The sequence below is a fragment of the Agromyces agglutinans genome (assembly GCF_009647605.1).
GTDB lineage: Bacteria > Actinomycetota > Actinomycetes > Actinomycetales > Microbacteriaceae > Agromyces > Agromyces agglutinans.
On record NZ_WJIF01000010.1, the window covers coordinates 79,251 to 99,737 of the forward strand.

The window sequence follows — 20,487 nt, forward strand, 5'->3', positions numbered from 1 at the left end:
CATCGTATCGCCGGCGCTCAGGCCCCGGCAGGGGCCGCCGCCTCCTCCGCCGAGGTGCGCAGGATCACCCAGCCGAACGGTTCGAGCGCCACCCCGTCGACGTGTTCGCCCGTGACGAGGTCGGTGCCGCGCAGCGCGAGGTCGACCGGCGCATCGCCGTGGTTCACGACCGTGAGCACGTCGCCGCCGCGGCGGATCGCCTCGACCCGATCGGGCATCCCGGCGGCGACCGGCTCCACGCCGGTCGCCTCGAGGACGTGGTCGACCAGGGACTGCGTGCCGGCCTCGTCGGGAACGGTCGCGACGTAGCGCGCCGTGCCCCGACCGCTCGCACGCAGCGTGAGCGCCGGTCGTCCGGCCAGCCGACCGGCGACGAACGACGCCTCCACCGCGGCATCCGTCACGCGGAGCTCCTCGGCGAGGAGGGTGCCGACGCCCTCGAACGCGCCGGCGAACGGTGCCGCGCGCTCGCCTGGCTCGGCGGCAGGCGCGTCGGGTGCGACGAGCGCGCCGAAGTCCTCGACGTCGACGCCGAGCACCGCACGCAGCTGCGTCGTGAACCCGCCGTCTCGGAAGCGGTCGAAGTCGTCGACGACGTCGGTGAAGGGCCCGGCGACGAGATGGCCGCCGGACTCGACGAACGAGGTCAGCGCCGAGGCATCCGCTTCGCGCAGCAGGTAGGCGAGGGGAGCTACGACGAGGTCGTAGCCCTCGCCCGCCCGCGCGGCGGGCACGAGGTCGACCTGCACGTTGCGGCGGTGGAAGGCGCGATGCCAGCGCTGCACGACGGCGAGGTGGTCGAGCCGGTTCTGCGGGTGATCGGATGCCTCGACCGCCCACCAGTTCTCCCAGTCGAACACGATCGCGACGCGGGCGTCGCGGGCACCCGCCGGCAGCTCGGGCAGCGCCGCCAGCGCCTCGCCGAGCGCGACGGTCTCGCGCCACGTGCGCGTGTCGGTGCCCGCGTGCGGCAGCATCGCGGAGTGGAATTTCTCCGCCCCGGCCTTGGACTGGCGCCACTGGAAGAAGAGGATGCCGTCGGCGCCGCGGCCGATCGCCTGGGCGCTGAGCGCGGCCATCTGGCCCGGCGCCTTCGGCGCGTTCGACGGACGCCAGTTCAGCGCGTTGGTCGACTGCTCCATGAGCAGCCACGGCACGCCGGGCTTCAGCGAACGGATGAGGTCGCGCTGGAAGGCGGCCGTGCGGAACGCGTCGGGGTCGTTCGGGTCGGGATAGCAGTCGTCGCTCACGACGTCGACGTGCTCGGCCCACTTCGCGTAGTCGGCGGGCTTGAAGGCGCCCATGAAGTTCGTCGTGATCGGCTGGGTCGCACCCGCGGCGCGGATCAGGTCGCGCTCCATGAGGTAGCACTCGAGCAGCATGTCGCTCGTGAACCGGTGGAAGTCGAGCACCTGCCCCGGGTTGCGACTGTAGGGCGCCTTGCGCGGGGGCAGGACCTCGTCGAACGAGCCGTAACGCTGCGACCAGAAGTTCGTGCCCCACGCCCGGTTCAGCTCGTCGACGTCGGCGTAGCGATCGGCCAGCCAGCGCCGGAACGCATCGCGTGCGGCGTCGGAGTAGTCGGCGTGGAGGTGGCATCCGTACTCGTTGTTGACGTGCCACATGACGACGGCCGGATGCTGCGCGTATCGCGTCGCGATCGCGGTGACGAGCTCGCCGGCGAGGCGCCGGTAGACGGGCGACGAGGGTGCGTACGCCTGGCGCGACCCGGGCCAGAAGATCGTGCCGTCCTCGTCGCGCGGCAGCAGCTCGGGGTAGGCGGCACTGGCCCACGGCGGCGGCGACGCGGTCGCGGTCGCCAGGTCGACGGCGATGCCGCCCTCGTGCAGCAGGTCGATCGCCCGGTCGAGCCAGCCGAAGTCGAACTCGCCCTCGCGCGGCTGGATGCGCGCCCACGCGAAGATGCCGAGGCTGACCATCGTGACGCCCGCCTCGCGCATGCGGGCGATGTCGTCGGGCCAGAGCTCCTCGGGCCACTGCTCGGGGTTGTAGTCGGCGCCGTAGTGCACAGCGTTCCTCTCGGGGTTCGGGAAAACGTATTCCAGCGTAGTGGTGCGGGACGGCCGCCGGTCACCCGACCGGGCGACTCGACTGCCGCACGACGAGCTCGGGATCGAATCGCACCGATCGATCGCGGAGGTCTTCGCCCGCGAGCGCGGCGAGGAGCAGCTGGGCCGCCCGCAGGCCGATCTCGTGGCTCGGCTGGCGGATCGAGGTCAGGGCCACGGTCGACGCCGACGCGAAGTCGATGTCGTCGTACCCGACGATGGACACCTCGCCGGGCACGTCGACGCCGGCCTGGATGAGGCTGTGCATGATGCCCAGCGCCACCTCGTCGTTGCCGCCGACGATGCCGTCGGGACGGCTCGCCCGCGGCATGGCGGCGAGGTCGCGGCCGATCTTGAGGCCCAGGCGCACGCTGAGTGCGCCCTCGTCGACGACGGCCAGGTCGAGGCGCGCACGCTCGGCCTCGATGCGGGTCCCCTCGAGCCGCTCGCGCATCTGCGCGATGCGCGTGGGGCCACCCACGAACATGAGCCGCCGCGCGCCGCCCTCGATGAGGTGGGATGCCGCCAGCCGACCGCCCAGCACGTCGTCGACCGAGACGGACGCATGCCGTCCGGACGGATCCACGCGGTCGACGAGGACGACCGGCACGGAGCGCTTCGCGAATCGCTCGAGCGCGCTGAGGTCGTCGCCGATCGGGGCGAGCAGCACCCCGTCGAGGCGCTGCCGGTCGAAGAGGTCGAGGTAATGCGACTCCCTCGCGGCGGAGTCGTAGCTGTTGCCGACGAACACGGCGTAGCCCGAAGCCTCGGCGGCCCGCTCGGCACCGAGCGCCATCTCGGCGAAGAAGGGGTTGGTGATGTTGATGACGGCCATGCCGATGACGCTCGACCGCCCAGCGCGCAGCTGGCGGGCCGCGATGTTCGGCACGTAGCCGAGCGACTCGATCGCCGCCTCGACTCGCTCGACCGCCTTGCGGGAGACGATCTCGGGGCGGTTGAGCACGTTCGAGACCGTGGTGATGGAGACGCCGGCGAGCGCCGCGACCTCGCGAATGCTGACCGCTCCCATGCGCCTCCTCCGACGGCGGCGCCCAGGAGGACGCCGTTGTTTGAACGTTACAGCTAAAACGTTACAAGAGTGCGATCGCGTCGGTTAGGATCGTGTTGAAACGTTTTCATCGGAGCCCGATCCGATGCGCGAACGGCAAAGAAGTCACCATCGAAACGTCCATGCTCATCGCGTGAACGTGTATGGAACGGCTTCATCCACCGCGCGTAGCGTCGCATCCCGCATCACCACCCCAGTATCTTGCAAAGGAGCATCATCCATGTCGCAACGTGATCGCCGTGGCATCCGCGCCACAGCAGTCGCCGCAGGCGCCCTCGCCGCGGCGCTCGCCCTCACCTCGTGCGCAGCCGGTGGCGACGGCGCCGGGTCCGGCGACGGTCCCGTCGAGATCACCTTCCAGTCGTGGGTGCCGAACATCGACCGCGCGGTCGACGCGTTCAACGAGTCCCACGACGACATCCACGTCACGCTCGAGACGATCACGGCCGGCCCCGACGGCGGCTACGCGAAGATGTTCTCCGCCGTGCAGGCCGGCGACCCCGCCGACGTCGCACAGGTCGGCTACGACGCCATCCCCGAGTTCCTCGTGAACGGCGCCGTCGAGGACATCACCGACTACGTCGGCGACTCGGCCGACCTCTTCACCGAGTGGCAGTGGAACACCGGCGTGTTCGACGACCGCGTCTACGCCGTGCCGCAGGCCTCCGGGCCGCTCGGGCAGTTCTACCGCAAGGACATCTTCGACTCGCTCGGCCTCGCCGCGCCGACCACGTGGGACGAGTTCTACGAGGCCGCCAAGGTCATCCGCGCGTCCGACCCCAACCGCTACATCGCCGCGTTCGCCTACAACCAGGCTCCGTGGCTCATCGGGCTCTCGCAGCAGGGCGGCGGCGCCTGGTTCACGCCTGAGGACGACGCGTGGAGCGTCGCGATCGACGACGAGGCGACCCTGAAGGTCGCCGAGTACTGGCAGAAGCTGATCGACGAGGACCTCGTGAAGCTCGAGGCCGACATGTCCAGCGAGTGGAACGCCGACATCCAGAACGGCAACGTGCTGACCTGGATCTCGGGCTCGTGGGCCGACGCCATCGTGCGCGGCACCGCACCCGACACGGCCGGTTCGTGGGCGGTCTCGGCCGTTCCGCAGTGGAACGCCGGCGAGAACGTCTCGGCCACCTGGGCCGGCGGCTCGGCGAACGTCGTGCTGAAGGGCTCGAAGCACCCCGAGGCCGCGGCCGAGTTCGCGCTCTGGCTGAACAGCGACCCCGAGAGCGTGAGCACCCTCACCAGCATCGGCGCCGGCTGGCCCGCGATCACCGATCTCGACGCCGTCGAGAGCCTGCAGGACGACCCCGAGGTGTTCGCGTTCTACGGCGGCCAGAACATCTGGGACGTCTTCGCCGAGTCCGACGCCGCCGTGGCCTCCGACTGGACCTGGCCGCCGCTGTCGCAGACCCTCTTCGCCGACCTCACCGACAACGTGAAGGCCGCCGTCGAGCAGGGCACGCCGCTCCCCGAGGCCTACGTGCAGACGCAGGCCGACTTCACCGCCGCCCTCGAGGACAAGGGCATCTCGGTCGCCGAGTAGACCGTCGGGCGGGCCGGTCCCCCGGCCCGCCCGATCCCCTCCGCGGATGCCCCGCCTCGAGGCATCCGCTCGCACCGCAGCACCATCGAGGCACCGCAGCAGCACCGAGGAGTCATCGTGACGGCCATCCCAGCAGCCGAAGCCACCCGACCAGCGCGCCGACGGCGCCCGCCCGCGGCGCTGTGGGCGCTGCTCCTGCCGTTCCTCGTGATGTTCGCGGCGTTCTTCATCGCCCCGATCGTCTACGCGATCGTCGACAGCCTCTTCGCGCAGAAGTCGAGCGGCCTCGGCCTCGCCGCGCCGAGCCGCGAGTTCGTCTTCCTCGACAACTACATGGCGGCGCTCTCCAACCCGTCGTTCGTCGCGAGCCTCGGCCGCCTCGTCGCCTTCGCCGCCATCGAGGTGCCGCTCATGGTCGTCTCGGCCCTCGTGCTCGCGCTCCTGCTCGGCGCCGGCGCCGCCCGCTTCCCGCGCGTCTTCCGCGTCACGTACTTCATGCCGTACGGCGTTCCCGGCGTCATCGCCGCGCTCCTCTGGGGCTTCCTCTACGTCCCGGCGACGAGCCCGGTGCTCCAGCTGCTCTCGAACGTCGGCATCGACCTGAACCCGCTGTCGAGCGACGCCGTGCTGTTCGCGATCGCGAACATCGCCCTCTGGGGCTTCGCCGGCTACAACATGCTCATCCTGATCGCCGCCCTCGACGCGATCCCGTCCGACCTCTACGAGGCCGCGCGCCTCGACGGCGCGAGCGAGTGGCGCATGATCTGGAGCATCAAGCTCCCGCTCATCCGGCCCTCGATCGTGCTGATCACGCTCTTCACGATCATCGGCACCCTGCAGCTGTTCGTCGAGCCGCTCGTGCTGCGCCCGCTGACGACGGCGATCAGCTCCGACTACACGCCGAACCTCGCCGCCTACAACCAGGCGTTCTCGCAGGGCAACCCGAACCTCGCCGCGGCCATGGCGGTCATCGTCGCCCTGCTCGCGTTCGCGTTCTCGGCCCTGTTCATCCGCCTCGTCAACCGGAAGGGGAACCGCGCATGGTGACCACCGACGCTCCTGCACGCCCCGCGCCCCGACCCGGTCCGCGACCGCGCGGCGGCGCGCGCCGCCCCGGCACCGCCCACGACCTGCGGTCCGGCCGCCGCGCCGCCCCGCGCCCCGGCGGCCTCGCCGGCGCCATCCTCGTCAACGCCGCGCTCGTCGTCGCCGCGATCTACTTCCTCCTGCCGGTCGTGTGGGTGCTCATCGCCGCGACGAAGTCGCCGAGCCAGCTCTACTCGACGTTCGGGCTCTGGTTCTCGGACGCACCGCAGGCGTGGGAGAACCTCGTCCGGCTGTTCACCCAGGACGACGGCGCCTTCTCGGTCTGGATCGTCAACAGCGTCGTCTACTCGGGCGTCGGCGCGCTCGTGGCGACGGTGATCGCGACCGCGGCCGGCTATGCGTTCGCGAAGTACCGGTTCCGCGGCAAGGAGGCGCTGTTCTGGACGATCCTCGGCGGCGTGCTGGTGCCGGCGACCGTCATCGCGCTGCCCCTGTACTTCCTGCTCAACGCGGTCGGCCTGACCGGCTCGTACTGGAGCGTGCTGCTGCCGAGCATGGTGAGCCCGTTCGGCGTCTACCTCGCCCGCATCCACGCGAACGCCTCGGTTCCCGACGAGGTGGTCGAGGCGGCGCGCATCGACGGCGCGGGCGACCTGCGCATCTTCGGTTCGATCGCGACGCGCATGATGACGCCGGCGATCGTCACCATCTTCCTCTTCCAGTTCGTCACGATCTGGAACAACTACCTGCTGCCGCTGGTCATGCTGAGCGACACGAGGCGGTTCCCGATCACCCTCGGCCTCACCCTGTGGAACTCCCAGATCCAGCGCGACCCGGCGTTCACGACCCTCGTCGTCACGGGTTCGGCGGTCTCGGTCGTCCTGCTGGTGGTGCTCATGGTCTCGCTGCAGCGGTTCTGGAAGGCCGACCTCACCGCAGGTGCCACCAAGGGCTGATCCGGCGTGCGACGGATGCCTCGGTCACGGGCCCGCGCGACGAGCCCGGCGCTATCCCTTGCGGAGCGCCCGGTACTCGCTCGGGCTCGTGCCGTGCACCCGGCTGAACTGCCGGGAGAAGTAGAGCGGGTCGTCGTAGCCGACCTCGCGCGCGATCTCGGACACCTGCAGCCCGGTGGTGTCGAGCAGCCGTCGCGCCCGCGCCATCTTGAGCCCGGTGTGGTACGCGAGCACCCCGCCGCCGGTGCCGTCGCGGAACAGGGCGCCGAGGTGCGAGGCGGACACGCCGACCAGCCGGGCGAGCTCGGAGACGCGGATGGATCCGTCGACCCGCTCCTCGAGGTAGCGCATCGCCCGCTCGAGCGGCTCGCCCCGTTCGGGCAGCCGGCGGTCGACGGCGAGCTGCGTCATGAGCCGCCACGCGATGCCGGCCGTCGCGAGCAGGCGCGCGGGCGACTGGTCGCGCTCGAGCGCCGAGACGATCTCGTCGCAGAGCGCCGTCACGCGGTCGAGCGCCCGCAGCGAGACGAGCGGATGCTCCCGGTCGGACCCGACCGCACTCCACAGGTCGCCGAGATCGGTGCCGCGCAGGTGGCACCACCAGATCGTCCATGGCGATCCGTCGTCGGCCCCGTAGGAGTGCGGCACGCCCTGCGGGATGAGGGCGGCGGACGACGGACCGACCCTGACGCGCCCGGCACCGAGGTCGACCCAGCCGGCGCCCCTCGTGCAGACCAGCACGATGGCCTCCTCCGCGCCGTCCGGTCGGATCCGCAGGTGCCCCTGTGCGTCGGGAAACCAGCCCGCGTCGGTGACGACGAGCCGCCTCGTCACGGGTCGGGCCAGCGCCTCGGCGACCGAGGGCCGGGGCACGACGCACAGGCGCTGTCGCTCGAATCCGTCGCGGCGTTCCATGGCTCCATGGTGCCACGGCGCAGCGCGCGCGGATCCGCACGGGTGCCGGCACGCGCTCCGGCGAAATCTCCATGCCGACGCCAGAATCACCCATACCGCCGCGACCGACCCGGATCTACCGTCGAACCATGAGCACCGTCCACCATCCGATCGTCCTGCCCGACGCGCCCGCGGCCGAGCGCGCCCGCCTCGACGCGGGCGGCGTCGCCTGCTGGGAGCAGGCGATCACGATCGACACCTACGAGCCCGCCGAGCCCGATCGCTACCCCCTCTTCCTCGACCGACGGGTCTACCAGGGGTCGAGCGGGAAGGTGTATCCCATCCCCTTCACCGACCGCATCCTGCCCGAGCGCCGGCCGCGCGAGTGGCGCGCGATCCACCTCGAGAACCGGTGGGTGCGGCTCGTGCTCCTGCCCGAGCTGGGCGGGCGCATCCACATCGGGTACGACAAGACCCGCGACTACGACTTCTTCTATCGCAACAACGTGATCAAGCCGGCCCTCGTCGGGCTCGCCGGGCCCTGGATCTCGGGCGGCGTCGAGTTCAACTGGCCGCAGCATCACCGCCCGGCCACGTACCTGCCCGTCGAGACGCACCTGGAACGGCACGAGGACGGCTCGGTCACCGCCTGGCACGGCGACCTCGACCCGTTGCAGCGCATGCGTGCGAGCCACGGCATCCGCCTGCGCGGCGATTCCTCGCTCATCGAACTCGAGGCGCGGCTCGTGAACCGGACCGACGTGCCGCAGACCTTCCTCTGGTGGGCCAACGTCGCGGCGCGCTCGCACGACCGCTACCAGTCGTTCTTCCCGACCGATGTGCGCTACGTCGCCGACCACGCCCGGCGGGCGATCACCGCGTTCCCCCGGGCCGATCGCCCGTACTACGGCGTCGACTACCCGGCGCTCGGCGCCGCTCGGGCGGGCGCCGACCGCATCGACCTCTCCGGCAACGTGCGCGTGCCGACCTCCTACATGGTCACCGACACCGTCGACGACTTCTTCGGCGGCTACGACCACGACGAGCGGGCGGGCTTCGTGCACTGGGCCGACCGGGCGATCGCGCCGGGCAAGAAGATGTGGACCTGGGGCAACGGCGAGGTCGGGCACGCGTGGGACCGTCACCTCACCGACGGCGACGGGCCGTACGTCGAGCTGATGGCCGGCGTCTTCACCGACAACCAGCCCGACTTCACCTGGCTGCGGCCGGGCGAGACCCGGTCGTTCCGGCAGTACTGGTACCCGATCCAGGACATCGGGCCCGCCGTGCAGGCCACGCTCGACGCGGCCGTCGGCCTCGAGGTCGACGGGCTCGGCGCGAGTGTCGGGGTCGCCGCCACCGCCGAGCACGCCGACGTGCGGATCGAGCTCCGCCGGGGCGCGGCCGTGCTGGGCGCCTGGTCGGCCGCGATCGGCCCGGGCCGGCCGTTCACCGCGACGATCGAGCTCGACGAGCCCGCGACGCGCGACGACCTCGTGCTCGTCGTCGAGGGCGACGGGCGCGAGCTCGTGCGCTGGAGCGCCCGGCCCGCGGCATCCGGAGAACCCTGGGTGGCGACCGAACCGCCCGCTCCCGCCGAGATCGCGTCGTCAGACGAACTGGTCGTCACGGGCCGGCACCTCGCGCAGTACCGCCACCCGACGCGCGCCGCCGAGCCGTACTTCGCCGAGGCGGTGCGCCGCGACGCCGGCGACGCCCGTGCACGCCTCGGCCTCGCCCGGCTCGCCTACGACCGCGGTGAGCCCGAGGCCGCGCTCGAGCACCTCGAGGCCGCGCTCGCGCGCGAGACCCGCAGGAACCTGAACCCCGAGCACGCCGACGTGCAGCTCCTGCGCGCGCTCGTGCTCGAGCGACTCGGCCGGTTCGCCGAGGCCGCCGACGCCTTCGGCAAGGCCGTCTGGGACGGCGCCCTCGCCCTGCCCGCCCTCCTCGGCCGCGCCCGCCTCGCCCTCCGCGCGGGTGACGCGCGCCGGTCGCTGGAGTTCGCCGAGCAGGCGTCGCGAACGGATGCGTCGAGCACCCAGGCCGTCGCCGCGCGCGTGGTGGCGCTGCGCGCCCTCGGCCGCGATGCGGACGCCGGTTCGCTGCTGTCGCTCGCCCGCGCCGCGGACCCGCTCGACCCGCTGCTCGCAGCCCTCGCCGACGACCTCGACCCGGTCGATCCGCGGACCCTCCTCACGATGGCGCACGAGCTGCACCGCCTCGGCGATCGGCCGCGGGGCATCCGGCTCGCCGAGCGCGCGGCGGGCACGTCGCCCGGCCGCTTCGGCAACCCCGCTCCCCTCGCGTCCTACGCCCTCGCTGCCTTTCTCGACGAGGCGGATGAGCCGGGGCGTGCCGCCGCCGCGCGTACTGCCGCGCGCGCGGCCGAGGTCCGGCTCGCGTTCCCGGCCGGCCTCGACGACCTCGATGCGCTGCGCGCCGCGCTCGCGGCCGAGCCGGGCGATGCCCGCGCCGCGGGACTGCTCGGCTGCTGGCTGCTCGACGCGGGCCGCACCGCCGACGCGCTCGTCGCGCTCGAACGCTCGATCGCGGGCGGTGCCGACGACCCGGTCGTCTGGCGCAACGCCGCCGTCGCCCTCGTCAACACCGGCGGCGACCTCGACGTCGCCGACGAACGCTACGCGCGGGCCCTCGACCTGGCGGGCGGGCAGGACGCCCGACTCGTGTACGAGCGCGACCAGCTCGCGTCGATCCGCGGTCTCGACGCGCCGACCCGCATCGCCGGCATCGAGGCGGCCGGTCCCGAGGCGCTCGTCCGCGACGACCTCGCCGTGGAGTACGCGGGCCTGCTCGTCGACACCGGGCGCGCCGCCGACGCCCTCGACCTGCTCGATCGGCGCACCTTCCAGCCGTTCGAGGGCGGCGAGGGCCGGGTCATCGCGGTCTTCGACCGCGCGAGCGCCGCCGTCGCCGGGGACCTGCTGCGCACCGATCCGCGCGCGGCGCGCGACCTGCTCGCAGCGGGCGTCGCCGTGCCGGAGCGCCTCGGCGAGGGCCGGCATCCGGCCGAGGTCGTGGCCGAGCGCTTCGTGCTGCTCGGCGACGCGGAGGCCGCGCTGGGCGATCGCCCCGCCGCGGAGGCGGCGTGGCGTCGCGCCTGCGACGTCGACGGGCCCCTCGCCGCGACCGGTCACACCGTGAGCGCGCGCGACGCCTGGATCGGCACGGCCCACCTCCGGCTCGGCGAACCGGAGGAGGCCGAGCGCGTCTGGGCCGCGCTCGAAGCCCGGGCCGCCGAGCTCGAGGCCTCGGCCGACCGCGTCGACTACTTCGCGACGTCGCTGCCCGAGCTGCTGCTCTTCCCGGTGGACACGGCCGAGCGCCGCGCCGCCGAGGCCCGGGAGCTGCGCGAACTCGCCGACGCGGGCCGGCGCTCGATGGAGGCGGCGGCATGAGCGAACGCCACCTCGGCACGCCGGCGATGCCGGCCGAACCCGACGCGACGCCGACGGGCCGGATTCCCGAGCACCTGCCCGACCGGCTGGCGATCAGTCTGTGGGACTTCTCCTGGTACACGCGGGCCGGCGCGGGCGAGCCGTTCGATGACGTCGACCGGGCCATGGCCGAGGCCGTGCACCGCGGCTACAACGCCGTGCGCATCTGCGCGGCCCCGCTGCTCGTCGCGGGCGACCTCGGACTCGACACGCTGGCGGTCGACCTCCCGATCGAGGGACTGGGCGCCGCGCCGACGGGCGGCTACTACGGCCAGCGCACGCGCTGGTACGACACGCCCGGCGGCTACTCGATCGATGTGCGCGGGCGTCTGTTCGAGCTCCTCGCCTCCGCGCGCCGCCGCGGCGTCGTCGTCGTGCTCGCGAGCTGGGAGTACCAGCAGTCGACCTCGTTCGCGGGCGACCCCGCCTGGTTCGAGGCGATCGACGCCGTGCCGCTCGAACGCCGGTACGACGTGCTCGCCGACGCCTTCGGGCGCCTGCTCGACGACATCCGCGACGCGGGCCTCATCGACGTCGTCGCGTTCACGGAGCTGCACAACGAGGTCGATTTCTCGATGCTGCCCGCGGTCGACGCGGGCGCGGCGGGCGGTGCGGCGGCCGGCCGCGCGAGCGGCGGCGGTGCCGGCAGCGGCGTCGCCGCGCTCGCACGCCTCCGCGCGTGGCATCCCGACCAGCTGGTCACCGTGAGCTACGGCAAGCCGCCGCACCTGGCGATGCATCGGCTGTCGCCGGCGCTCGAGGTGGCGCAGTTCCACGTCTACAGCTACGGCGTGCTCGACGCACTGCAGCGGCGCATCGACATCCGCTCCGAGGGCACCGCGGGGTTCCCGAACGCCGAGCTGCGCGCCCTGCTCCGCGCCGACGCGCCGAGCGTCGAGGAGTACGGACGCCCCGCCGAGTGGAAGCTGCGCGCGACCGTGATCACCGACCAGATGATCTACGGCTACGACTGGATCGACGCCTCCGCCTGGGACGCGTGGCTCGCCGCCCACTACGACGCGCACCACGAGGTGATGCGGCGCGAGATCGAATCGCGCGTCGTCGCGGTCGCGGAATGGGCGCGGTGGCGGTCGGTGCCGGCCGTCGTCGGCGAGGGCTGGATCGGCTACACGCCGCGCGACGGCGGCTTCGAGGAGGGCCCGATCGGCCGGGCGCTCGCCGAGCACGGCATCCGCACCGCGCTCGACCACGGCGTCTGGGGCGTCGTGGCCTGCTCGAACGCCGCACCGCACCATCCCATGTGGTCGGATGTCGAGTGGCAGCAGCTCGTGAATCGCGAGATCACGTCGCGCTGAGCCGGCACCCCGCCGCACGCCCGCCCGCCCCCCTGCCCGCTCGCTCACCCGCCCGCCCGCCCGAGAGGAACCCAATGCCCGCCTACGCCGCCGCCTTCGACTGGGTGCGCTCGCACGTCGAGTCGGGCGTCCTGCCGAGCGCCGTCCTCGGCGTCGCCGACCGCACGGGCGTGGTCGCGCTCGAGGCCTTCGGCGAGGCATCCGTCGACGACCACTACCCGCTGTTCTCGATCACCAAGCCGCTGGTCGGCCTCACCGCGCTCGACCTCGTCGACGCCGGTCGCCTGCTGCCGACGACGCCGCTCAGCACCGCGGTGCCCGAGTTCGCGGCCCTGCGCGCCGACGAGGTGCAGCTGCGTCACCTCGTCGGCCACACCTCGGGCATCGTCGAGCCGCCCCTCGACACCCCGGCCGGCCTCCGCCCCTCGCTCCTGGCCGGCGGCCGAGACTTCGCCGCCGGCACGGTCGCCCGCTACTCGTCGATCGCCTTCGAGGGCGTCGCGGCGCTCATCGAGCACGCCTCCGGCGAGGCCTGGCAGCGGCGATTCGCGCGCCTCTTCGATCGAGCGGATGCCTCGGGCCTCACGTTCGACCGCTCGTCGAGCCGGCACGTCCCCGTCGACGCCGCCGAGCACGGGCTCGACTGGGATCGCTTCGCCGCGCTCGGGCATCCCGGTGCCGGAGCCTTCGGCCGCGCCGTCGACCTGCTCGCCGTCGGGTCGGCGCTGCTGCGCGACGACGGCACGCTCGTCTCTCCGCTCGCCGTGGAGGCGATGCGCCGCCCGCTCACCGCCGGCCTGCCCAAGCTCGAGCCCTACCCCGCCGAGCGCGGCCGCGACTTCGGGTTCGCGTGGAACCTGCCGAACGCGGCGCCCGGCCTGCTCGCCCGCGACACCTACGGCCACGGCGGCTGGGCCGGCACCGAGTTCTGGATCACGCCGTCGGTCGGCGTCTGCTCCGTGCTGCTGGCGAACCGTGCCGGCCTCGGCCGATTCGGCTTCGACGCCGAGCAACTGGGCAACCTGGTCACGGCGGAGGCGTCACGGGGCTGAGGCCTCACCTCGCGCGGGACGGCTCGTCTCAGCGCATGAGCGCGAGAGGCCTCGGCAGCCCGCCGACCTCGATCGTCGGCCACGCGGGGTCGACGGTGAGTACCTCGAAGCCGTCGGCGTCGCGCACGAGCGTGTCCTCGACCTTGGCGCCCGGCGCGGTCGGGTTCCACGCGAACGCCTGGCCCGCATGCACGACGTCGTCGACTCCCGGGACGGCTCGGGGATCGCGGCCGACGTATCCGGCCGCGCCGCCCTGGTGGTGGCGCCGCCACTCGGCCGCGTCGAAGCCCTGGTCGGCGTAGGCCGCGACGCCGGCGGCGAACACGTCGCCGAGTCGCGCGCCGGGGGTCGTCGCCTCGAGGAAGGCGCGCTCCACCTCGAGGATGCGCCGCTCGCGGTCGGGCGCGCCCTCACCCGCATCGCCGAACCCGACCCACCGGGTCACGTTGGCGATCAGCCCGTGCCGCCGGCCGCAGACCACGAGCATCGCGCGCCGGCCGAGCGGCGCGTCGGTGGGCAGCGGGTGCCGGTGCGCGAGGCGGGATGCCCCGGCCACGAGCACGACCAGCGGGTCGATGCCGCGCTCGACGAGCCCAGCCGCAAGGGCGGCGGCCGCGCGCCGCTCGGTCCAGTCGGGTTCGACGTCGGCGGCGACCCGGCCGATCACCTCGGCCGACGCGCGGCCGAGCCGACGGAAGCGCTCGCGCTCGGCGGGCAGCAGCGAGGCCCGGGCCGCACGCAGCTCCGCTGCGACCTCGGCCTCGTCGAGCGCGGCGACGCCCGCGGGCGCGAGCGGCTCGAACCAGGGCACCGCGTGCACCGACGCCCGGTCGAACCCGCCGAGCTCCTCGTCGGCGATGCGGTCGGCCTCGTTCGCGAAGATGCGGATCTCGTCGGCCGAGCGATCGACCACGACCGCGACGACGGGGTCGCCGGCGTGCGACACGTGCGTGCGGATCCCGTCGAGGTACCACGACACCGCGCCGTGCGATCGGAGCATGAGCGAGTCGGCACCGTGCTCGTCGAGCAGCGCGAGCAGCCGCGCGCGCTTCGCGCGACGGTCGTCGGCCGAGGGCGGGAGCGAGGCATCCGTCGTCACCGCAGCCGACGATGCGGCATCCGTCGCCGCCCCGGCCGGCGTCGAGGCCTCCGTCACCGTGCTCACGCGATCACCGGGGCCGGGCCGGTGCTCTCGCGCACCTCGAGCCGGGGGCGGTAGGTCACCGGGTGGCCGGCCGGCTCGCCCGCGATCAGCGCACGCAGCCGCGACCAGACCTGCGCGCCGAGCTCCGCGCGCGGCACCGAGAGGCTCGTCAGCGCGGGCGTCGCGAACGCGGCCATCGGCACGTCGTCGAAGCCCGACACCGAGACCGCGCCCGGCACGTCGACGCCGAGCGCGCGCAGCCGCGTGAGCAGCCCGAGCGCGACGAGGTCGTTGAAGGCGAGCACGCCGGTCACGCCCTCGCGCAGGGCGCTCACGACGAGGTCGGCCGCCGCGTAGCCGTCGTCGAGGCGCGAGCCGCACGCGGCGACCCGGATCTCGACGCCGGGGTGGGCCGCAGTCGCCTCGGCGACGCCGCGCAGTCGGTCGGCGTTCGATGCGCTCGACTCGGGACCGGCGAGGTAGAGCAGGCGGCGGTGGCCGAGCGACGCGAAGTGCTCGACGAGATCGCGGATGCCCCGGGCGTAGTCGACCCCGACCACGGGAGCGTCGCCGTCGACGGCCCGGTTGACGACGACGGCCGGCGCCACGCGCGCGGTGAGCTTCGCGAGCCGGTCGGCCGGGAGGCGGGGGGCGCAGAGCACGATCGCGTCGCAGCGCTCGCGCGCCTCGATCGCGGTGGGCTCCTCCTCGTCGACCCGCTCGACCGTGTCGGCGACGAGCACCCGGTATCCGTCGGCCGCGGCGGCGACGCTCAGGCCCTTGAGGATGCCCTGGAACAGCGGGTTCTCGAGGTCGGGCACGACCATCGCGACGGTCTGGTTGCGACCCTGCACCAGGCTGCGCGCCGCGAGGCTCGGCCGGTAGCCGAGGTCGGCCACGGCGCGGCGCACCGACCGCACGATCTCGGGATCGACGGTCGACTTGCCGTTCAGCACGCGTGAGACGCTCGCCTGCGAGACGCCGGCGCGGGCCGCGACGTCGGCGATCGTCGCCGACTTGACGCGTTCGGTCATGCGCACCTCCGTGTCGGGAAATCGATTCCCCATCTTAGGCACGACATTGCCATACATGCCCGAATTCTGTACGCTCACGGCGAGAAAGCGATTTCTCAGCCGATCCTCCGAAGAGGGAGAACATGATGCGCGTCCTCGTCACGGGCTCAGCCGGCCGGCTCGGCCGGAGCACCGCGCTCGGGTTGGCCACGGCCGGCCACGAGGTCATCGGAGCCGACCGCGCCCGCGCCGGGCTCGCCGACCTCGACGATCGGGTCGAGGAGCACGTCGCCGACCTCGCCGACGAGGCATCCGTGGCCCGCCTGCTCGCCGAGACCCGGCCCGACGCGATCGTGCACCTCGCCGCCATCGCGGTGCCGTTCAGCGCACCCGAGCGCGAGATCCTCGTGACGAACACGACCATCGCGCACACGGTGCTCGCCGCCGCCGCGCACGCCGGCGTCGGCCGTGTGCTCGCCGCGAGCAGCCCGACCGTGCTGGGCTACGGCGTGCCGTCGTGGCATCCGTCGNCGCCGCGCACGCCGGCGTCGGCCGTGTGCTCGCCGCGAGCAGCCCGACCGTGCTGGGCTACGGCGTGCCGTCGTGGCATCCGTCGTACCTGCCGCTCGACGAGGCGCACCCGCTCGCCCCGTCGAACGCCTACGCGGTCTCGAAGGTCGTCATCGAAGAGCTGGTGCGCACGTTCGCCCGCACCGCGCCCGGCGCCTTCGGGTTCTTCCGCCCGTGCTACGTCGTCTCGCCCGAGGAGTGGGCGGGCGCCCCCACGCAACAGGGGCACTCGATCGCCGAACGGCTCGAGAACCCGGCGCTGGCCGCCGTCAGCCTGTTCAACTACGTCGACGCGCGGGACGCAGCGGACTTCACGGCCACGTGGCTCGCCGCGCCGGCGGCCGACATCGACGGCGAGGGATTCTTCGTCGGCGCCGCCGACGCGATGTCGGTGCAGCCCGTGGCCGAGCTGTGGCGCGAGTTCGCGCCGGCGCTCGGCGAGGCCGCCGACGCGCTCACGGGCACGAGCCCGGTGTTCTCCGCGGCGAAGGCCGAGCAGCGCCTCGGCTGGCGCGCGCGCCGCAGCTGGCGCACCGAGCTGCCCTTCTGCCGGCCCGCCGCGGCCGCCGCCTCCACCACCGACACCCTCCTGGAGACCGCATGACCCTCAGCTTCGACGGAGTCCTCTTCTTCCCCGTCACGCCCTTCGACACCACGGGCCGGGTCGACCTCGACCTGCTCGCCGAGCACGTGGCGAGCCGCCTCGACTTCGCGCCGGGCGGCGTGTTCCCGGCGTGCGGCACGGGTGAGTTCCACGCACTGTCGACCCGCGAGATCGCCGACGTCGTGCGCACCACGGTCGACACGGTCGGCGGCCGCGTGCCCGTGATCGCCGGCTCGGGCGGCAGCCTCGGCGACGCGCTCGAGACCGCCCGCGCCGCCGCCGACGCGGGCGCCGACGGACTGCTCCTGCTGCCGCCGTACCTCGTCTCGGGCACGACCGACGGACTCGTCGCGTGGGTCGAGGCGATCACCGCCGAGACCGACCTCCCCGTGGTCGTCTATCACCGCGGCACCGCGCGGTACACGCCCGGCGCGATCGCGCGGCTCGCCGAGAACCCGAAGGTCGTCGGCTTCAAGGACGGCACGGGCGACATCGGCCTGGCGCAGGAGATCGTGCTCGCCGCGCGCGCCACCGGCCGCGACCTCGCGTTCTTCAACGGCCTGCTCACCGCCGAGCTCAGCCAGGGAGCGTACCGCGGCATCGGCATCCCGCTGTACTCGTCGGCCGCGTTCGCGATGGTCCCCGAGGTCGCCGCGCTCCACTACCGCGCCTACGAATCGGGCGACGAGGCGACGCGGATGTCGCTCCTCGACGGCTTCTACCGCCCGCTCGTCGCGCTGCGCGACGAGACCCCCGGCTTCGGCGTCTCGCTCGTGAAGGCGGGCCTGCGCCTGCGCGGCCTGCCGGTCGGCTCGGTGCGACCGCCGCTCGTCGATCCGACGCCCGAGCAGGAGGCGCGGCTCGGGGCGATCCTCGACGCCGGGCTCGAGCTCGCGGCCCGACTCGGCGCCGGCGATGCGTCGACGGCCGGCGATGCGTCGACGGCCGCCGAGGCATCGGCCGGCGAGGCATCCGCCGCCGAGGCGGTCGCCGCACGATGACCGCCCCGATCCGCCGGCTCGACACCCGGAGGCTCCGCGCACCGCTGGCCCGGCCGTGGGGGCCCGACGTGCGGGACCTCACCTTCCTCGCGGTCGAGGTCGAAGACGCCGACGGCGCGGTCGGCCACGGCTTCAGCTGGACGCCGACGATCGGCGCGGCCTCGGTCCAGGCCATGCTCGAGCACGACATCCGCGACTGGGTCGTCGGACGCCCGGCCGACGCCGCCGAGATCTGGGAGCCGCTGTGGCGGCACCTGCACGAGGCGGGCGGCGGAGGCGTCACCACGATCGCGATGGCGGGGCTCGACCTCGCCCTCTGGGACCTCGCCGCGCGGCGCGCGGGGGCATCCGTCGCCGATCATCTCGGCCGCCGACGCGATCGGGTGCGCGCCTACGGCAGCGGCATCAACCGGCACTACCCGCTCGACGACCTCGTCGCCCAGGCCGAGCGCTGGGTCGCGGCCGGATTCGAGGCCGTCAAGGTCAAGGTCGGCCTGCCCGACCTGGCCGATGACGTCGAGCGCGTACGAGCCGTGCGCGAGGTGATCGGTCCCGAGCGCGAGCTCATGATCGACGCGAACCAGCTGTGGGGCCTCGACGACGCGCTCCGCGCCATGGAGGCGCTGACGCCGTTCGGCCTGCGCTGGATCGAGGAGCCGCTGCGCGCCGACGACCTCGCCTCGCACGTGCGGCTGGCCGACGCGATCGACGTGCCCATCGCCGTCGGCGAGAACCTGTACACGCGCTACCGCTTCGCCGAGTTCATCGACGCGGGCGTCGCACGCATCGTCCAGCCGAACCTCGTGCGCGTCGGCGGAATCACGCCGTTCCTCGGCATCGCCCGGCTCGCCGCCGACCGCGGCGTCGAGCTCGCGCCGCACCTCCTGCTCGACCTCAGCGCGCAACTCGCGATGGCGGTCGAGCAGGACGTCGCCGTCGAGTCCGCCGAGGATGCCTCGCTCGCCGAGCTCGGCGTGCTCACGGGTGACGCGCCCGTCGTCGTCGAGTCGGGCTGGGCCCGCGACGCGCGGCTCCCGGGCCTCGGCATCCGACTGCGGGATGCCTCGGGAGCCCTCGCATCGGCGCCCTGAACCTGCGAGCCTGAAACCCGCCCCTCGAACCTCGGAGGATCGAAGATGACCGCCCTGCACCCCACCGACCTCGACACGGACGTCGCGAGCGCGGCCCTGCCCGTGCCCGCCGACCTCGACACCGCCGCGCGTGCCGCGCGCGCGGCGTTCGAGGTCACCGTGCGCTCGAGCGCCGCCGAGCGCGCCCGCTGGCTGCGTGCCGCGGCCGACGCGCTCGACGCGCACCGCGACGAGCTCGTGCCGCTCGCCGACGCGGAGTCGCACCTCGGCGAGGCGCGCCTCACCGGCGAGCTCGCCCGCACGACCGCGCAGCTGCGGCTGTTCGCCGACGCCGTCCTCGAGGGCTCCTACCTCGAGGCGACGGTCGACCACCGCGACCCGACGACGACGCCGCCGCGGCCCGACCTGCGCCGGCTCCTGCGCCCGCTCGGGCCGGTGGGCGTGTTCGGGGCCTCCAACTTCCCGTTCGCGTTCTCGGTCGCCGGCGGCGACACCGCCTCGGCGCTCGCGAGCGGATGCCCCGTCGTCGTCAAGAACCACTCGGCCCACCTCCGGCTCGGCCGCCGCACGGCCGAGGTCCTCGTCGAGGCGCTCACGTCGGCGGGCGCGCCCGTCGGCGTGCTCTCCCTCGTCGAGGGCCGCGAGGCGGGCGTGGCGCTCGTGCAGCACCCCGAGATCCGCGCGGTCGGCTTCACCGGCTCCCTGCACGGCGGGCGGGCGCTGTTCGACCTGGCGGCCGGCCGCCCCGACCCCATCCCGTTCTACGGCGAGCTCAGCGCGGTGAACCCCGTCATCGTCACGGATGCCGCGATCGCCGCTCGCGCCGATGAGCTCGCGGCGGGCCTCGCCGCGTCGTTCACGCTCGGGGCCGGGCAGTTCTGCACGAACCCGGGCGTCGTGATCGTGCCGGCCGGGTCCGGCTTCGCCGACCTCGTCGGTGCCGCGGTCGGACAGGCCGAACCGGCGCGCATGCTCACCGACGGCATCGCCGAGGCGTTCGCACGCGGGCTCGACGGCCTCGTGGCGCACGCGGACGTCGAGGTCGCCGCGGGCTCGGTCGCCCAGCAGCCGGGTTCGGGCGCCGCCGTGGTGCTGCGGACGACCGCGGCCGCGGTCATCGCCGACCCGTCGGCGCTGCTCGCCGAGTGCTTCGGCCCCGCGACGCTCGTCGTCGAGTACGGCGACCTCGACGAGGCGCTCGACGTCGTACGCGCCGTCGGCGGAAGCCTCACCGCGACGGTGCACGCCGAGCCGTCCGAGGACGTCACGGACATCGTCGCCGTGCTCGCCGAGGTGGCCGGGCGCGTGCTCTTCGCGGGCTGGCCGACCGGCGTGGCCGTCAGTTGGGCCCAGCAGCACGGCGGGCCGTGGCCGTCGACGACGTCGATTCACACGTCGGTCGGCATGACCGCGATGCGGCGGTTCCTGCGCCCGGTCGCCTTCCAGGATGCCCCGGAGCACGCACTGCCCGACGAGCTCAAGGAGTCGAACCCGCTCGGCATCCCGCGACGGGTCGACGGCGTGCTCGTCGTGCCCGCGGGCTCGTAGCCGTCTCGGCGTCGCTCGGTACGGCCGGCGCCTGTCGCCGCGTAGCCTCGAACCTGTGTCGCCCTCTTGCCCCACTCCCCTGGAATCACGTTATGGCGATCGAACC

General features: G+C 73.6%; 15 protein-coding genes and 1 pseudogene. 11 read left to right on the plus strand and 5 right to left on the minus strand.

Annotated elements, in window-relative coordinates; translation table 11 throughout:
• Nucleotides 1-17 precede the first annotated feature (17 nt).
• Together GE115_RS15100 and GE115_RS15105 are read right to left on the minus strand one after the other, a co-directional pair.
• A complete protein-coding gene (locus GE115_RS15100; RefSeq protein WP_312855228.1) occupies nucleotides 18-2,030 on the minus strand; it encodes a beta-galactosidase in 2,013 nt (670 codons plus the stop codon).
• 61 nt (nucleotides 2,031-2,091) lie between these two features.
• Nucleotides 2,092-3,099 carry a LacI family DNA-binding transcriptional regulator gene (locus tag GE115_RS15105; RefSeq protein ID WP_153685606.1) on the minus strand — a complete coding sequence of 336 codons (1,008 nt, stop codon included), beginning with the start codon at nucleotides 3,097-3,099 and terminating at the stop codon, nucleotides 2,092-2,094.
• Nucleotides 3,100-3,358: 259 nt separating this feature from the next.
• On the opposite strand from GE115_RS15105, the gene GE115_RS15110 reads away from it, so the two are divergent.
• From GE115_RS15110 to GE115_RS15120, 3 genes are all read left to right on the plus strand, one after another.
• Nucleotides 3,359-4,687: an ABC transporter substrate-binding protein gene (locus GE115_RS15110; protein ID WP_153685607.1), complete on the plus strand. Its 1,329-nt coding sequence runs from the start codon at nucleotides 3,359-3,361 to the stop codon at nucleotides 4,685-4,687.
• A gap of 117 nt (nucleotides 4,688-4,804) precedes the next feature.
• Nucleotides 4,805-5,734, plus strand: coding sequence for a carbohydrate ABC transporter permease (locus GE115_RS15115; protein WP_312855229.1), 930 nt, complete (start codon nucleotides 4,805-4,807; stop codon nucleotides 5,732-5,734).
• Nucleotides 5,728-6,690: a carbohydrate ABC transporter permease gene (locus tag GE115_RS15120; protein WP_246190826.1), complete on the plus strand. Its 963-nt coding sequence runs from the start codon at nucleotides 5,728-5,730 to the stop codon at nucleotides 6,688-6,690. The genes GE115_RS15115 and GE115_RS15120 overlap by 7 nt, the downstream gene beginning before the upstream one ends.
• A gap of 51 nt (nucleotides 6,691-6,741) precedes the next feature.
• On the opposite strand, the gene GE115_RS15125 is transcribed toward GE115_RS15120, so the two are convergent.
• Nucleotides 6,742-7,605, minus strand: a complete 864-nt coding sequence (locus GE115_RS15125; protein WP_153685608.1) for an AraC family transcriptional regulator — start codon at nucleotides 7,603-7,605, stop codon at nucleotides 6,742-6,744.
• A 128-nt stretch (nucleotides 7,606-7,733) separates the two neighbouring features.
• On the opposite strand from GE115_RS15125, the gene GE115_RS15130 reads away from it, so the two are divergent.
• The 3 genes from GE115_RS15130 (at nucleotide 7,734) to GE115_RS15140 (ending at nucleotide 13,410) form a co-directional block, all read left to right on the plus strand.
• A complete protein-coding gene (locus tag GE115_RS15130; RefSeq protein ID WP_153685609.1) occupies nucleotides 7,734-11,003 on the plus strand; it encodes a DUF5107 domain-containing protein in 3,270 nt (1,089 codons plus the stop codon).
• Complete coding sequence (locus GE115_RS15135; RefSeq protein WP_153685610.1) at nucleotides 11,000-12,358, plus strand: cellulase-like family protein; 1,359 nt, start codon at nucleotides 11,000-11,002, stop codon at nucleotides 12,356-12,358. The genes GE115_RS15130 and GE115_RS15135 overlap by 4 nt, the downstream gene beginning before the upstream one ends.
• Before the next feature lie 74 nt (nucleotides 12,359-12,432).
• Nucleotides 12,433-13,410 carry a serine hydrolase domain-containing protein gene (locus tag GE115_RS15140; protein ID WP_153685611.1) on the plus strand — a complete coding sequence of 326 codons (978 nt, stop codon included), beginning with the start codon at nucleotides 12,433-12,435 and terminating at the stop codon, nucleotides 13,408-13,410.
• Nucleotides 13,411-13,438: 28 nt separating this feature from the next.
• On the opposite strand, the gene GE115_RS15145 is transcribed toward GE115_RS15140, so the two are convergent.
• Together GE115_RS15145 and GE115_RS15150 are read right to left on the minus strand one after the other, a co-directional pair.
• Entirely contained in the window at nucleotides 13,439-14,575 is a 1,137-nt protein-coding gene (locus GE115_RS15145; RefSeq protein ID WP_312855230.1) for a M24 family metallopeptidase, read from the minus strand.
• Nucleotides 14,572-15,588: a LacI family DNA-binding transcriptional regulator gene (locus GE115_RS15150; RefSeq protein ID WP_153685612.1), complete on the minus strand. Its 1,017-nt coding sequence runs from the start codon at nucleotides 15,586-15,588 to the stop codon at nucleotides 14,572-14,574. Before GE115_RS15150 ends, GE115_RS15145 begins: the two co-directional genes overlap by 4 nt.
• A 125-nt stretch (nucleotides 15,589-15,713) precedes the next feature.
• On the opposite strand from GE115_RS15150, the pseudogene GE115_RS19135 reads away from it, so the two are divergent.
• The 5 genes and pseudogenes from GE115_RS19135 to GE115_RS15170 all read left to right on the plus strand — a co-directional run.
• Nucleotides 15,714-16,010, plus strand: a pseudogene (locus GE115_RS19135) (NAD-dependent epimerase/dehydratase family protein); the annotation flags it as partial.
• 137 nt (nucleotides 16,011-16,147) lie between these two features.
• Nucleotides 16,148-16,741, plus strand: coding sequence for an NAD-dependent epimerase/dehydratase family protein (locus GE115_RS19140; protein WP_446678402.1), 594 nt, complete (start codon nucleotides 16,148-16,150; stop codon nucleotides 16,739-16,741).
• A complete protein-coding gene (locus GE115_RS15160; protein ID WP_153685613.1) occupies nucleotides 16,738-17,742 on the plus strand; it encodes a 5-dehydro-4-deoxyglucarate dehydratase in 1,005 nt (334 codons plus the stop codon). The genes GE115_RS19140 and GE115_RS15160 overlap by 4 nt, the downstream gene beginning before the upstream one ends.
• Nucleotides 17,739-18,833 carry a mandelate racemase/muconate lactonizing enzyme family protein gene (locus GE115_RS15165; protein WP_153685614.1) on the plus strand — a complete coding sequence of 365 codons (1,095 nt, stop codon included), beginning with the start codon at nucleotides 17,739-17,741 and terminating at the stop codon, nucleotides 18,831-18,833. Before GE115_RS15160 ends, GE115_RS15165 begins: the two co-directional genes overlap by 4 nt.
• Before the next feature lie 45 nt (nucleotides 18,834-18,878).
• Complete coding sequence (locus GE115_RS15170) at nucleotides 18,879-20,381, plus strand: aldehyde dehydrogenase (NADP(+)) (protein WP_153685615.1); 1,503 nt, start codon at nucleotides 18,879-18,881, stop codon at nucleotides 20,379-20,381.
• The last annotated feature ends 106 nt before the right edge of the window (nucleotides 20,382-20,487 follow it).

Bases quoted from the DNA above. Each gene is read 5' to 3' on its own strand.
- GE115_RS15150 (WP_153685612.1), bottom strand. From the start codon at position 15,588: ATGACCGAACGCGTCAAGTCGGCGACGATCGCCGACGTCGCGGCCCGC.
- GE115_RS15165 (WP_153685614.1), top strand. From the start codon at position 17,739: ATGACCGCCCCGATCCGCCGGCTCGACACCCGGAGGCTCCGCGCACCG.
- GE115_RS15140 (WP_153685611.1), top strand. From the start codon at position 12,433: ATGCCCGCCTACGCCGCCGCCTTCGACTGGGTGCGCTCGCACGTCGAG.
- GE115_RS15120 (WP_246190826.1), top strand. From the start codon at position 5,728: ATGGTGACCACCGACGCTCCTGCACGCCCCGCGCCCCGACCCGGTCCG.
- GE115_RS15105 (WP_153685606.1), bottom strand. From the start codon at position 3,099: ATGGGAGCGGTCAGCATTCGCGAGGTCGCGGCGCTCGCCGGCGTCTCC.
- GE115_RS15160 (WP_153685613.1), top strand. From the start codon at position 16,738: ATGACCCTCAGCTTCGACGGAGTCCTCTTCTTCCCCGTCACGCCCTTC.
- GE115_RS15110 (WP_153685607.1), top strand. From the start codon at position 3,359: ATGTCGCAACGTGATCGCCGTGGCATCCGCGCCACAGCAGTCGCCGCA.
- GE115_RS15125 (WP_153685608.1), bottom strand. From the start codon at position 7,605: ATGGAACGCCGCGACGGATTCGAGCGACAGCGCCTGTGCGTCGTGCCC.
- GE115_RS15170 (WP_153685615.1), top strand. From the start codon at position 18,879: ATGACCGCCCTGCACCCCACCGACCTCGACACGGACGTCGCGAGCGCG.
- GE115_RS15135 (WP_153685610.1), top strand. From the start codon at position 11,000: ATGAGCGAACGCCACCTCGGCACGCCGGCGATGCCGGCCGAACCCGAC.
- GE115_RS15130 (WP_153685609.1), top strand. From the start codon at position 7,734: ATGAGCACCGTCCACCATCCGATCGTCCTGCCCGACGCGCCCGCGGCC.